The following is a 13,252-nucleotide window of genomic DNA, read 5'->3' on the forward strand; positions in this document are numbered from 1 at the left end:
CTACCCCAGCTTTTGCTGCTGGTGCATGTTTAAAATGTGCGCCAGTGGCTTTGGCTCACTGAAGAAATAGCCCTGTAGCTGATCGCAACCCGCAAGGCGCAGCAGTTTCATCTGCATTTCGTTCTCCACCCCTTCAGCCACCACCAACATGCCCAGCGCACTGGCAATACGGATAGTACCGCTAACCAGCGCTGAAGCCTGCTCGTCGTCATCCACCAGCCCGGCAAGAGATTTATCTATCTTGATGGTTTCAAAGTGAAAGCGGCGCAAATAGCCAATGCTCGAATAACCGGTGCCAAAATCATCCAGCGCGACCGCAGTACCCAGTGCTTTTAAATTGGTGACCGCAGAGTGCGCGCGCTCAGGGTTTTCAAGCACATAGGTTTCCGTCACTTCGAGCTGCAGGCGGGTCGCCGGAAAACAGGTACTTTCCAGCGCGCTGGCCACTTTTGTTTCAAAATCCGGGTCGCGGAATTGCGCCGGGGAAATATTGACCGACAATTTGAGATCGCTGAAAGGTTGAAGATCGCTGCAGGCGCGGCGCAGCACGAACTGCCCGAGGGCATAAATCAGCCCGCTGGTTTCGGCAATCGAAATGAACTCATCGGGCTTAAGCTCACCGCCAGGACGGCGCGGCCAGCGTACCAGCGCCTCCACGCCAACCATGACAAGGCTTCTTGCATCAACAATGGGCTGATACCAGACGTCAAACTCATCATTGTCCAGGCCGCTGCGTATGTCGTTTTCGATCATTAATTGCCGTTCGCGGGCGCTGTTAAGCTCGGCGTCATAGTGGGTTACACGCCCTTTTCCGGTACTTTTTGAATGGTACATCGCAATATCTGCACGCCGGAAAAGCTCTGAACTGGAGCTATTTAACAGTGTGCCGCTGGCGATGCCAATACTGGCGCCAATATGAAGGGTGTGTTTACTGACTTTAAGGGGCGTATTCAGGGCTTTTAACGCCTCGGTGGCAAATTCGTCCGCTTTCTCTTCAGCCCACGGGCCGCTGATGGTCATGGCGAACTCATCTCCCCCCATCCGCGCCAGGGTGCCATCGGTAGGAACTTTTTCCCGTAAGATCTGCGCAATGGTCACAATCAGCCGATCGCCGACATCATGACCGTAAATATCATTCACATCTTTGAAACCATCGAGGTCAATAAACACCACGCTGATGCGATTGGTATCCCCCATCACGCTTAAATGATCCAGTTTCTCAATGAGTGCACGGCGATTAGGCAGACGACTGAGCCAGTCGGTTAAGGCGATACGACGCGCGCTTTTTTCCCCTTTTGCCAGTTTGTAGAGCCCGGCACTGCTCAGCATGATAAACAGCAGAATCAATCCCGAGGCGAGTAACGCAATCTGACGGATATTATCCCCTGCGGCACTCGCCGCCTCTGCCCCTGGCAGGCGCGGGTTCCAGTTTAGCCAGCCCAGAATTTCCCCCGCCGAGCTTTCAAGCGGCACGCTGGAAAGATCAGGTTTTTCCGCCGTAAAGGTCAGATCAGCAATCTGGAAGGTATCGCCTAAATCACTGAGGATTTGGGTATTGAGATGACGGGTGATCACCAGATAACGCCGCATTGACCCCACATTCTGTAACTGCCCCACCATGGGCCGGATCAAGCTGATGCCCACAAATGCCACACCTTCCCGCGTTCGGGTGATCCCGGCATAAATGTCATTTTGGGTTGGCAGCGCGGAGACATTGTTGCGAATCAACGCCTGCAGACCATTACCAAAAAAGTCCAGAGACGGTTCATTGAAGGGCTTGCTGCGAAACGATCCCCACAGCACGCGAAAATTTTCATCCAGCACAAAAGTGCCGTCGTAGAGATTATTGATTTTAAAGCCGGTTCCCCAGGTCTTGTAGAGCCATTGGGTGTCGAGTTGTGGACGGTAAATTTCGTCTACCGCGTCATCCCAGACGGCATTATCAATCACCAGTGATTTCATGCGATTTATGGAGGTCTGAACCGCCCCCTGTACCGATAACGCCGTCCGGTGCTCATCAATTTCATTGGCTTTACTACTAATAAGATGCAGGGACAGGTACAACAGCGCGACGATAGAAATAATCAGTGCTATCCCCGCCATAAAGACCATAACGAACAGCGTTTTTGCACGGGGAATATTACGCCAGCTAAACGGGTTAAGCATTCATACCTCATGTCCTGGCAGGAAAAAGCATTCATTTTTGTTAGTGTTAGCTTAAGCGTAATACAGTGGTGAAAAATTCGCTGCCCCTATTTCAGGCAGCGAACGGATCATGCGAGCTTAATCAGAATCATTCCGAGGATTAACAGGATAACGCCGGCCCAACCTTTGTTATTGAGTCGTTGGCCGAAGAGGATCCAGCCTGCTGCCAGGGTCGCGGCAATACCAAATCCGCCCCATAGCGCGTAAGCCACCGACAGATCGATACCTTTGACGGCCTGAGAAAGCGCGCTGAAAGCAGCCAGTACCGCGATCAGGGAGCCAAAGCCGTAGCGTTTATAGCGAAAGCCTGCGGAGAATTTCAGTAAAATATTGGCGATGATTTCAAGGACGATCGCCAGCGCCAGCCACAGGGCATGAATCCACTCAAACTGTTGCATCATGGCGCTCCTGTTTCACGGCTTTCACACTGCGGGTACCGGATTTAATCAGGATAATTCCGCAGACCAGGGTTGCCAGACCGACCACTTTCACAGTGCTGAGCGTTTCATCAAAGAGGGTCACGCTAAACAAGGTAATCAGTAAAATGCCGATGCCTTCCCACAAGGCATAGGCGACGCCCAGCGCAATTTTTTTTACCGCAAAGGAAAGCAAAATATAGGAGATGGCGATCATCACCAGCATCAAAATAAACCCTGCGTTACCACCGGATTCCGCTGCCCATTTCATCGACAACGTGCCGGTAATTTCTGCGACGATAGCCAGAGCTAATAATAACCAATAAAACATACGTCTTCTCCTGCTTGAGAATAACAACAGCAAGACTTACCCGCGCGGGGAAGCCAGAAATAAAAAATTAAAAACAGGCAGAGAGAAGGAGACTAAAGCGCGTTGCGCCAGTGTTGTTCACCACACAGCAGGCAGGTAGAGGAGAGTGGGAGGGAACGACCAGAAATAAACGTTCTGAACAGATTATCCATAAAATTACAATTTCCGCGCGTTGCTTCTCATCGTGGCGGAACGATTGTCCTCAGTAGTCAAACACGGCATATTTCTACCATAAGTGAGATTTTTCGCACAAGTCATTTTCACTTCTTTACGCCAGGAACAAATGCAGGGTTGGCTATAAAACGCGCGCCCCTTTTTACACGGGGGGCGCACTTAAGAATAATTCTAATTATTGCCCGGCTTTTTCTGCTATTGCCTTTTCCTCGGCCAGTAAATTCCAGGACGAGATAAATAGACCTGCAATCATTGGCCCCAAAACAAAACCGTTAATACCGAAGAATTGCAGACCACCCAGCGTGGTGAGCAAAATTAAATAATCCGGCATCCGGGTATCTTTACCCACCAGTAGCGGGCGCAGAATATTATCAGCAAGCCCGACCACAATCACAAAATAGAGCGTCAAGGCAATGGCTGTACCCGTTGCGCCCGTTGAGAACAGGAAAATCACCGCCGGGATCCAGATTATCGCCGTCCCCACCGCCGGGATAAGCGACATGAACGCCATCAGCGCCGCCCACAACAAGCTGCCGTCAAAGCCAGCAAACCAGAAGGCCGCCCCACCGAGACCACCCTGCACAATCGCCACCACCAGCGTGCCTTTTACCGTTGCACGGGAGACGCCGGCAAATTTATGGAACAGGCGACGTGTAATTTTATCGTTCAATGGAATGGCGACAAAAATTTTGCGCACCAGGGTTGAACCGTCTTTGAGTAAAAAGAACAGCAGGTACACCATCATACAAAAGCCGATGGTCAGCCCAAGCGTATTTTTACCGATAATTACCGCGCTGCCCGCCAGATAGCGCCCGGCGCCTAATGCCGCACCGGAGATTTTTTCGCGGATGGCACTGACCGTATCAAAGTTGTTATCCCGCAAGTAGCCTTTCGCCCAGTCGGGTAAATAACTGATGCCGTCGCTTAATAATTGTGGCAAATCGGTGGTATTGCTTTGTAACCGTTGATATAGCGCGTTTAACTCAACGATCAGTGATGAAATAACCACCATCAACGGAATAAATACGATGACGCAAATAAGCGCCACGGTGATGAGCGAAGCGATGCCATCGCGTCCACGCAACAGCGCGCTAAGTTTAATACGCAAGGGGTAAAAAATAAGTGCGAGGATTACCGCCCAAATAATAGCCGAATAATAAGGTTGAATCAGGGTGAAAAACGCTACGCTGACCAGGAGCAACAGCACAATAAAAAAGAAATTATTTACTTTCAACGTCGTCATATTCGCCATCCATTGGTTAATCTGTTGATAAGTGTAGTGTGTATCTTATTGATTGTAAAAAGCCTGGCCGGGGAACAGGGAATGAAGGATGCGCCAGATGGCGTTTATTGAGGGCAGTACATGAAAATGGTGAGCTCGCTTATCCCCTCACCCTGGCTCTCACGTTTTACAGCGATAACACTGCGCCATGAGAACACAACAGTTAAAGCGACGGCTGGGTCCGGCTGAAAATCGACGAAGCGTATCCGCAGGGCCGGGGCGACGCGCAGGGATGCGCGGCGAGGGCGACTTTACACGGACGTTTCCTTCGCCCGTCCCCGATAAGCCTGAAGGCATACGCTGAGTGGACCGCGCCAGCGGCGATTTTCCTGGCCGGGAGCCCGGGTCGCCAGGGCGGTGGCGGTGCACTGAACCCAGGATCCTGGACACCAGATTTCTCAGTCTGGAGGTTCAGTACGATGAAATATCCTTTTCACATCCGGCTTGCTGCTGTTCAGCATTACATGGCCGGGCATTCCTCTATCAAGGAAACGGCCCGCCTGTTCAGTGTTGGCAGGACACCGCTGACCCGCTGGCTGCGGGCCTTCAGACGCCTGGGTAAAGCCGGGCTGGAGGACCGTCCTGCCCGTGCCTATACTGCAAAATTCAGGCTCCGCGTTGTCCGCTACGTCATTGAAAACAGGTGCAGCTACGCGGAGGCTTCCGTGCGCTTCGCTATCCCCAATGAATCCCTTATTCTCGACTGGATGAGGCGTTACCGGAAAGGGGGTAAAAAGGCGCTTCACTCTGCCAGACCCGGACCCGCTATGTCACAGAAAAAGTACATTCCTGGCGCGAAGCCATTCAGTGAAATGACCCCGAGAGAGCTTCAGAGGGAACTGGAATATCTGCGTGCGGAAAATGCTTATTTAAAAAAGCTGAAAGCCCTGAGGGAGGAAAGCGCGCTCAGGGAGCAGCAAAAAAAACCAGAATAGTGCAGTCATTACTGGCGGCACACAGGCTGCCCTGCCTGCTGTATGCCGCGCGACTGTCACGCAGCACGTATTATTATCATGTCTCGCATCCAGCACATGATACTGAACGTTATGCGGAGGCCGTCAGCGCGATGAAGGCCATCAGCCAGCGGCATGCTCAGCGTTATGGCTACCGCAGAATGACAAAAGCGCTGCGTGATCAGGGCTTCATGCTCAATCACAAAACCGTGCGCAGGCTGATGAAAGAACACGGCCTGACCTGTCAGCTGCGCCGGAAAAGATATCGCTCGTACATGCCGGATGCCGGGCTGGCATCCTCTAATCTTCTTGCCCGGGACTTCAGCGCTGAACGAAGTGGGATGAAGTGGTGTACGGATGTGACGGAGTTCCGGGCCGCGGGGCAGAAACTGTATCTGTCTGCCCTGCAGGATCTGTTCAACAATGAAATCGTGGCCTGGAATATGTCGACCAGCCCGTCACAGCCTCTGGTCTGCAGGATGCTGCAAAGGGCAGTGAAAGCCGGCAGACACAAAGAAGGTCTGATATTACACAGCGACCAGGGCTGGGCTTACCGGACACCGGCATGGCGGTTAATGCTGGAGAAAGCCGGGATAACCCAGAGCATGTCGCGTAAAGGGAACTGTCTTGATAACGCAGTGATAGAAAACTTCTTCAGCCATCTGAAGGTGGAGATGTACTACCGTAAGAAATACGGTTCCGTGAAAGAACTGGAGCGCGATATCAGGGTGTATATCCGCTACTACAATAACGAACGGATCAGCCTGAAAACGGGCGGGATGAGCCCGGTGGCATACCGGGCTCAGGCAGAAAGACACGAATAAAAAAGTGTCCAGGAACTGGGGTTCAGTGCAGGTGAACCGCCCTGGCACGTTCACGGGTTCTGGAGCGATAGAAAAGCAAGGAACATAAGGTGAACGGAATGACCCTCAGAGCCGCATTTTCCCCCTCACCCTAACCCTCTCCCTCAATGGCTGAGGAATCCCCAGAAAAAGTGAAAGGCACGATGAAGTGTGATCTACTGGTTGCGCTAACAAATCAGAAGAGACCTCATCGTGCCTTTAAAAACAGTGTGCCAGAAATTCTTTTCCTCGTCTTTACGCGGGATTCATTCTTTCCGCATTAATGTCCTCACTTCCATGGCTGTTGCGCTCTGCAACGGCGCTGAACTCACCCTGACCAGTCTCGGACGCTCCCTTCCCGGTTCCGCTCACGTCAAAAATAAAATCAAACGGGTCGACCGCGCCCTCGGTAACCCGGCCCTTCACCACGACCTTCCCCGTATCCAGCAACAACTGACTCATGCCATTATTTCCCTTATGCCGTTCTGCGTTATTGCTGTCGACTGGACCGGATGGCCTGATAAAAACTGGCATCTGCTGCGCGCCAGTCTGGTCTGTAACGGCCGCTCACTTCCCCTGATGAGTGAAGTTGTTCCGGCTGAACTCGCCCAGAACAGCGGGATACAGTGCGCCTTCCTCGACCGCCTCCATGCTGCTGTTCCGGCAGGAAAAACAGTCACGATTATTACCGATGCTGGCTTCCGGACCGACTGGTTCCGTCACATCAGTCTGCTGGGCTGGTCCTTCATTGGCCGGGTCAGAGGGCTCGTGTGCTTCCGGATGGAAGGCGATACGCGCTGGATGAAAATCAGCGACCTTCATGCCGGCGAATACCCGGTAAGAGTGGGTTATGGTGTTCTGGCCCGGAAACCCCGGACGCCCTGTTACGGTCACTTTTATCTGCAAAAACGCCCGGGCGCAGGCCGTCACGGCAAAGGGAGACTGCCAAAAACGCAGAGGGAGCACCGTCGCAGCGCACAGGAGCCGTGGCTGCTGTTCAGTAATGTGACGGGTATGGAGCCAGCACAGATAATGACGCTGTACAGTCGCCGGATGCAGATAGAGCAGAACTTCCGGGATGAAAAAAGCCCGCGCTTCGGGTTCGGGCTGAGGCTGAGCCGCAGCCAGGGCAAGGGACGTCTGGCTGTACTGAGCGTCGTGGCGGCCATGGCAAGTCTGGTGATGTGGCTGGCAGGATATCTGGCGGAGAAAAAACAGCGCCACCTGCGCTACCAGGCAAACAGTCTGAAAGACAAAAGGATCCTGTCTTATGTGAGGCTGGCGGTTGAAGTTCTGCGGCATGAGCCCGGAATACTGAGGCGGATGAATATCGTTAATGCACTGAAAACGTTAGGTAAAGAGTACAGTAATATGGTCATGGGGACCTGACCATATTACTGGGGATCTCTCAGCCCTCAATGGAGAGGGAACCGACTGTGCTCGCATTTTTTTGTGGGGACTCCTCAGCCTTCCGAGCAGACTGTGCCGACATTAATTGCACAGCCTTGAGTTCAGCTCGTTTTTTTCCCTCTCCCCGTGGGAGAGGGTCGGGGTGAGGGGAACTGACCGCACCGCCGTTAAACCAACCGAATCCCCGCATCGACAAAAAACTGCGATCCCGTGGACCCACGGGCATCCCCGGACGCCACAAACAGCGCCATCGCTGCCACATCGCGCCCTTCCAGCACAATGTCCAGCGACTGCATGGCCGCAATCTCTGTATCGGATTCCGGCGTACGCCACAGCGCATGCTGACGCGGTGTCGAAATCGCCCCCGGCACAATACAGTTCACCCGAATGCCAAATGGCCCGAGTTCCCGCGCCAGGGTCTGAGTTAACCCCACCACCGCTGCTTTCGACGTGGTGTAGCCCGCCATACCAGGGCGGCCTTTCATAAACGAGGTGGAACTGGTGAGGATAATCGCGCCCCCATGGCGCGCTTTCATCAACGCCGCCACCGCCTGGCTGGCAAAGAACTGATGATCGAGATTCACCGCCAAACTCTCGCGCCAGGCCTCGGGCTCAATCGTCAGGGTATCGGTGCGGTCATCACGGGCGGCGTTATTGATCAACACATCCACGCCGCCTTCTTCTGCCGCAATATCTGCGATCACTGCCCGCAGTGCGGTGATGTCGCGCAAATCCACGGCGTGAAAGCGGCTCCCCGTCTCCTGCGCCACCGCCGCGCCCGCCTGGGCATCAATATCGACAAAATGTACCCGGCTCGCCTGCTGGCTGAAGGCGCGCACCAGATCCGCGCCAATGCCGCTTGCCCCGCCGGTAATCAGCACCACTTTGCCCTGCAAACTCCCGTAACGGGTATAACAATGATCGGTCATCTCTTACTCTCCGGACGCTAGCAACGCCTGCATTATCGTGCCATCGAGGGTATCGCGTTTTACGTCGAGCAGGTAAGCAATGGTGGCGCCGGCATCCGCCATGCGGTATGGCCCATACTGATGGCGGTCGTGGTAATACCCCTTGCGAATGCCCGCTCCCCAGGCCAGCAGCACACCGTAATTGGAGGTATGCGCCGTCTCCGCCGTAGGTTTTTGCGGACCGTGATTGGCCCCCGGCGACACGACCGGGCAGATGTCCTCCCCGGTGACGCTGGTTCCCCAGACAAAGCCGCTGTCGTAGGTGAAGAGCACATCGCCCGCCTCATCACCCCAGTAACCCGCGCTGGCGGCGTCTTCTTTACGCAGCGCCCAGGCCACGGCGTGGCGGGTGTTACCGTTATGAGTGACAGACCAGTTACGCAGCAGGTGCAGCAGCTTGTCCTGCACGCGACCATAATCCGCCTGCGGCACAATGCCATCTGGCTCGCGCCCCGCAAGGTTAATGTAGATTTCCAGCCCGCCGCGTTCATCCTTCAGCCACACCTGGCTTTGGTTAACCACCGGCAGCCCGGCGGCATCCAGCACCACCAGCCCGTGTTTGGCCAGGTAGCGGTTCACGTCGCACATAAAGTGGTTCGGCACCGCACCGTGGTCGGAGGCCAGCAGCAGCGTGGTGTCGCTGTCCACGCGCTCAAGCATGCGCCCGATGGAGCGGTCCAGCACCTGGTAACACGCGCGGATCACCGCCTCATAGCGCGGCGACTGCTCTGCATCGTAAAACGGTGAACTTGGGTCATATTGCCCAAGGCACAGGTGGTGTGACTCATCAATCAGATGATGCACCGCCGCCCACAGGGAAAACCCGTGCTGATGGGTTAAGCGCACCGCACTTTCTGCCAGCCACAGCGACTGGTTTTCCGCATCCTGCAACGTGGAAGCAAGATACCCCTCGTCCGGGGAGGCTTTTACCGCCCACTGGCTGTAAAACGGCCCAAGTTCATTGATAAGCGTCTGAGCAATTTTTTCGTCAGAGGCAATGCGCGTTGGGTAAGTGACTTCGCTCTGAATCAGTTCAATATGCGGCGCCAGGCTTGCCAGCCAGAAGCGGACTTGCCCCCCTTCAGCTGCACTGCCCAGCGGCAGCCAGTCGCTCCATTGCCCTTGTATCAAGGTGACGGACTCATTTGCCGCGCTCAGCGTCAGGGCGTCGACATTAAGTGACAACGTCACGGCATTACCCTGCGCGGGCTGGATTGTCAGCCGATAATCCCCCTTTTCACCCGCAACCAGCGGTTGCCACAATCCTTTGTCGTGATAGGCCAGCGGCGACGAAGGCGGCCAGCCGAGCGTCTGCTGGCGCACTTTCGGCGGCGCATCGAAACGCACACCGTCGGTGGTGAAAATAGCAGGCGTGGCGAAGGTGTATGGGCAGGGTTCTGCCGCCGACCAGTACGGCGACAGCGTGAAATGCGGTGCGGGCGAGGCGACACTCTCAGGGAAGTGCACCAGCGCGGCGCGAAGCCCCTTCTCTTCCAGCCTGTTAAGCAGCGGCCGGGTGTGCGCATAATCTGCGGGTTGCGCCTGCCCGCGCCAGGCGGTGCCCGGTGCCTGGCCTGAGATAAAACTCGCCCAGTTCACATCACCCCATGCGGAGATGTACGGCAGCAGTTCGGTCGCGGCACCCTCGTTCAGCATCCGGCTGATGTGCGGCAGCGCGCCCTCGGCGGCAAATTTCTGAATCAGCGGCATCATTAATCCATCGACGCCAAACACAATCACTTTCCTGCTCATCACATTCCTCAGGGTTAATTCAGTCGCACGCCGCTGTCGGCATCAAACAGGTGGGCATGGCGGGCATCCGGGGCGATTTTCAGGGTTTCGCTCGGCTGGGTGGTCACGCGCTGGTGGAACAGCGTGGTCACCTTTTTCTGCCCGATGTTGAGCAAAATCTGGGTTTCCGATCCGGTCGGTTCCACCACATTGACCTGCGCATCAATAGTCGCACCCGGCGTCAGCACAAAGTGCTGCGGACGCACGCCGTAGAGCACCCGTTGCCCGACATGCAGGCCGGTATTTTGTGCCACCGGCAGCGCAATGCCGTCGTCGGTGAGCACCACACCCTGCCTCTCTACCCGCCCGCTGAAGAGGTTCATCGACGGCGAGCCGATAAAGCTGGCAACAAAAGCGTTCGCCGGGCGGTCGTACAGCTCCAGCGGCGTACCCACCTGCTCAATGTGCCCGTCGCGCAGCACCACGATGCGGTCGGCCATGGTCATGGCCTCAATCTGGTCGTGGGTGACGTAAATCATGGTGGTGTTGAGCCGCTGATGCAGGGCTTTGATTTCGGTGCGCAATTCCACGCGCAGCTTGGCATCAAGGTTGGAGAGCGGTTCGTCGAACAGGAACAGGCGCGGATGGCGCAAAATCGCCCTGCCCATCGCCACGCGCTGGCGCTGCCCACCGGAAAGCTGCGACGGTTTGCGCGCCAGCAGCGGCGTCAGCCCTAGCGTTTCTGCCGCCTGCTGCACCTGCTGGTCGATTTTCTCTTTCGCCACCCGCTGCATTTTGAGCGAGAAGCCGAGGTTTTCCGCCACCGTCATATGCGGGTAGAGAGCGTAGTTCTGAAAGACCATCGCCATGTTGCGATCCTGCGGCGACAGATCGTTAATCACCTCGCCATCCAGTACCAGTTCACCGCCGTCGATGCTCTCCAGCCCGGCAATCATACGCAGCAGGGTGGATTTTCCGCAGCCGGACGGGCCCACCAGCGCAATAAACTCGCCGTGGTGAATGGTCAAATCGAGACCAGGAATAATGGTCTGCCCGTTAAAGGTCTTTGCGATATTGCTTAATGTCAGGGTTGCCATGATTAATCCTTAAGTCCACCGGCGGTCAGGCCGTGTACCAGATAGCGGCGCACCAGCAGCGTAAAGGCCACTACCGGGAGCATCACCAGGGTGCCGCTGGCGGCGATTTTGCTCCACTCCCACCCTTCGTATTGCAGGAAGTTCACAATCGCGACCGGCGCCGTAATGGCGTTGGTGCGGGTGAGGATGAGCGCATAGAAAAAGTCGTTCCACGAGAAGATAAAACAGAGAATGGCGGTCGCCGCGAGGCCGGGTTTCACCAGCGGTAACGACACGCGCCAGAAGCTGCCCCACAGCGAGCAACCGTCCATCCACGCCGCCTCTTCCAGCGCCACCGGCACGGCGGAGAAGAAGGTTTGCATCAGCCAGATAACAATCGCCAGGTTAAAGGTGAGATAGACAATCGCCAGACCGATAATCGTGTCCTGCAGGCCCAGCCAGCGCCAGGCAAGGAAGAACGGAATGGTAAAGGCGATGGGCGGCGCCATGCGGGTGACGAGGATCCACAGCGCCACGTAGCGGCGCGCGCGAAAGCGCCAGCGGGTCAGCACCCAGGCGGCGGGCACCCCCAGCAGCAGCGAGAAGACCGTCGAGAGCACGCTGACCATCAGGCTGTTGCCAAACGGCTGCAAAAAATTCCCGGCAATCAGCTGGCGGTAGGCTTCCAGCGTCGGCGTAAAGAACAGCGTCAGTTCGAAGGCGTCCATCGACGGGCGCAACGACATAATCACCATCCATAAGAACGGGGCAAGGAACAGTATGAGCAGCAGTAATGCCGCCAAAGTGCGCTTGCCTTTAAAGCGCCAGGTTTTGCGCCGCACGGGGGCATACGCTGCCACCCGGCGTTCGTCAGTTTGTTGCACTGTCATCGTTCCACCCCGCGCGGCCAATCAGCCAGCTTAAAATGAACACCCCGACCAGAATCACGACCGCAATGGCGCTGCCGTATCCCCACCAGGAGAAGTTGAAGGCCTGGATGAAGCCGTAATAGTTGGTGACTTCGGTGACCGACCCCGGCCCGCCGTCCGTGAGAATGTAGATCAGCGGAAAGGCTTTGAAGCTGTCGATCAGGCGAAAGAGAATGCACACCGCCAGCACCGGTTTGAGGTGCGGGAAGACGATATAGCGAAAAATATTGAACGACGACGCGCCGTCGAGACTCGCCGCTTCCCGCGGTTCGTTGGGTACCATTTGCAGCGCCGCCAGCACCATCAGCATGGTGAAGGGAAACCACTGCCAGACGTCCGCCACCACAATCGCCCACAGCGCGGTGCTCGGGTTAGCAATCAGCGAGTCCAGTGGCATATCAAAGCGGTCCAGCACCTGGTGCAGCGGGCTGATGTCCGGCGTGTAGATAATCTTCCAGATCAGCGCGACGATGATTGGCGGCAGCACCATCGGGATCAGCAGCAGCGTGCGCACGCCGTTGAGCAGCCGCGATGGGCCGTTCAGCAGCAGCGCCAGCAGCAGGCCAATCAGCACCTGGAACACCACGCTCACCACCGACAGCTTGACCTGAGTGACCAGCGAGTTGAGAAAACGATCGTCATGCAGCAACTGCTGGTAGTTGACCAGCGGGTTGCTGAAGGTGAAGGTCGCCTCCGGGTTGGTAAGGCTGAACGGCGTGAGGCTTGTTATCAGCAACGCCGCCGCCGGGACCAGGGTTAACAGCGTCAGCACCGCGAGTGACGGCGATAACCCCAGCAGCCAGGCAGTGCGCTGGCGGTGTCGCCAGCTTTTGACTTGTGCCATCGTTTCAATTCCATAGAGCCTGAACTACAGGCGTAATTGTTGCAGGCAGTTT

The 13,252-nt window shown here is 55.9% G+C and carries 11 protein-coding genes and 1 pseudogene; 2 read left to right on the forward strand and 10 right to left on the reverse strand.

The window, feature by feature from the left end:
• The 5 genes and pseudogenes from ACUY4Q_RS12370 to ACUY4Q_RS12390 all read right to left on the reverse strand — a co-directional run bounded on the left by ACUY4Q_RS12370 (position 1) and on the right by ACUY4Q_RS12390 (position 4,408).
• Positions 1-2,166 (reverse strand): bifunctional diguanylate cyclase/phosphodiesterase, encoded by a 2,166-nt coding sequence (locus ACUY4Q_RS12370; RefSeq protein ID WP_458043066.1) that lies wholly within the window; start codon positions 2,164-2,166, stop codon positions 1-3.
• 107 nt (positions 2,167-2,273) lie between these two features.
• Positions 2,274-2,603 (reverse strand): multidrug/spermidine efflux SMR transporter subunit MdtI, encoded by a 330-nt coding sequence (gene mdtI / locus ACUY4Q_RS12375; protein ID WP_458047331.1) that lies wholly within the window; start codon positions 2,601-2,603, stop codon positions 2,274-2,276.
• On the reverse strand, positions 2,590-2,952 hold the full coding sequence (gene mdtJ, locus ACUY4Q_RS12380) for a multidrug/spermidine efflux SMR transporter subunit MdtJ (RefSeq protein WP_458043067.1): 363 nt from the start codon (positions 2,950-2,952) through the stop codon (positions 2,590-2,592). Before mdtJ ends, mdtI begins: the two co-directional genes overlap by 14 nt.
• 92 nt (positions 2,953-3,044) lie before the next feature.
• A pseudogene (locus ACUY4Q_RS12385) lies at positions 3,045-3,164 on the reverse strand (protein YdgV); the annotation flags it as partial.
• Positions 3,165-3,340: 176 nt separating this feature from the next.
• A complete protein-coding gene (locus tag ACUY4Q_RS12390) occupies positions 3,341-4,408 on the reverse strand; it encodes an AI-2E family transporter (RefSeq protein ID WP_458043068.1) in 1,068 nt (355 codons plus the stop codon).
• A gap of 458 nt (positions 4,409-4,866) precedes the next feature.
• Between ACUY4Q_RS12390 and ACUY4Q_RS12395 the strand changes: the two genes are divergently transcribed.
• Positions 4,867-6,224 (forward strand): IS3 family transposase gene (locus tag ACUY4Q_RS12395; RefSeq protein WP_458043069.1). Its coding sequence is split into 2 segments (ribosomal slippage): positions 4,867-5,317 and positions 5,317-6,224, totalling 1,359 coding nucleotides; the frame shifts between segments, so codons are not numbered across the junction.
• Between the two features lie 231 nt (positions 6,225-6,455).
• The gene (locus ACUY4Q_RS12400; RefSeq protein WP_458043070.1) at positions 6,456-7,631 is read left to right on the forward strand and encodes an IS4 family transposase; all 1,176 of its coding nucleotides are present in this window, start codon (positions 6,456-6,458) and stop codon (positions 7,629-7,631) included.
• A gap of 188 nt (positions 7,632-7,819) precedes the next feature.
• On the opposite strand, the gene ACUY4Q_RS12405 is transcribed toward ACUY4Q_RS12400, so the two are convergent.
• Genes ACUY4Q_RS12405 through ACUY4Q_RS12425 form a run of 5 tightly spaced genes read right to left on the reverse strand, consistent with a single transcriptional unit; the run spans position 7,820 to position 13,200 of the window.
• On the reverse strand, positions 7,820-8,581 hold the full coding sequence (locus tag ACUY4Q_RS12405) for an SDR family NAD(P)-dependent oxidoreductase (protein ID WP_458043071.1): 762 nt from the start codon (positions 8,579-8,581) through the stop codon (positions 7,820-7,822).
• A gap of 3 nt (positions 8,582-8,584) precedes the next feature.
• A complete protein-coding gene (locus tag ACUY4Q_RS12410) occupies positions 8,585-10,372 on the reverse strand; it encodes an alkaline phosphatase family protein (protein WP_458043072.1) in 1,788 nt (595 codons plus the stop codon).
• A 14-nt stretch (positions 10,373-10,386) separates the two neighbouring features.
• Positions 10,387-11,448 carry an ABC transporter ATP-binding protein gene (locus tag ACUY4Q_RS12415; protein WP_458043073.1) on the reverse strand — a complete coding sequence of 354 codons (1,062 nt, stop codon included), beginning with the start codon at positions 11,446-11,448 and terminating at the stop codon, positions 10,387-10,389.
• Positions 11,449-11,450: 2 nt separating this feature from the next.
• Positions 11,451-12,317 carry a carbohydrate ABC transporter permease gene (locus tag ACUY4Q_RS12420; RefSeq protein ID WP_458043074.1) on the reverse strand — a complete coding sequence of 289 codons (867 nt, stop codon included), beginning with the start codon at positions 12,315-12,317 and terminating at the stop codon, positions 11,451-11,453.
• On the reverse strand, positions 12,298-13,200 hold the full coding sequence (locus ACUY4Q_RS12425; RefSeq protein WP_458043075.1) for a carbohydrate ABC transporter permease: 903 nt from the start codon (positions 13,198-13,200) through the stop codon (positions 12,298-12,300). Before ACUY4Q_RS12425 ends, ACUY4Q_RS12420 begins: the two co-directional genes overlap by 20 nt.
• Positions 13,201-13,252: the final 52 nt, after the last annotated feature.

The organism is Phytobacter cepae, from assembly GCF_054165735.1.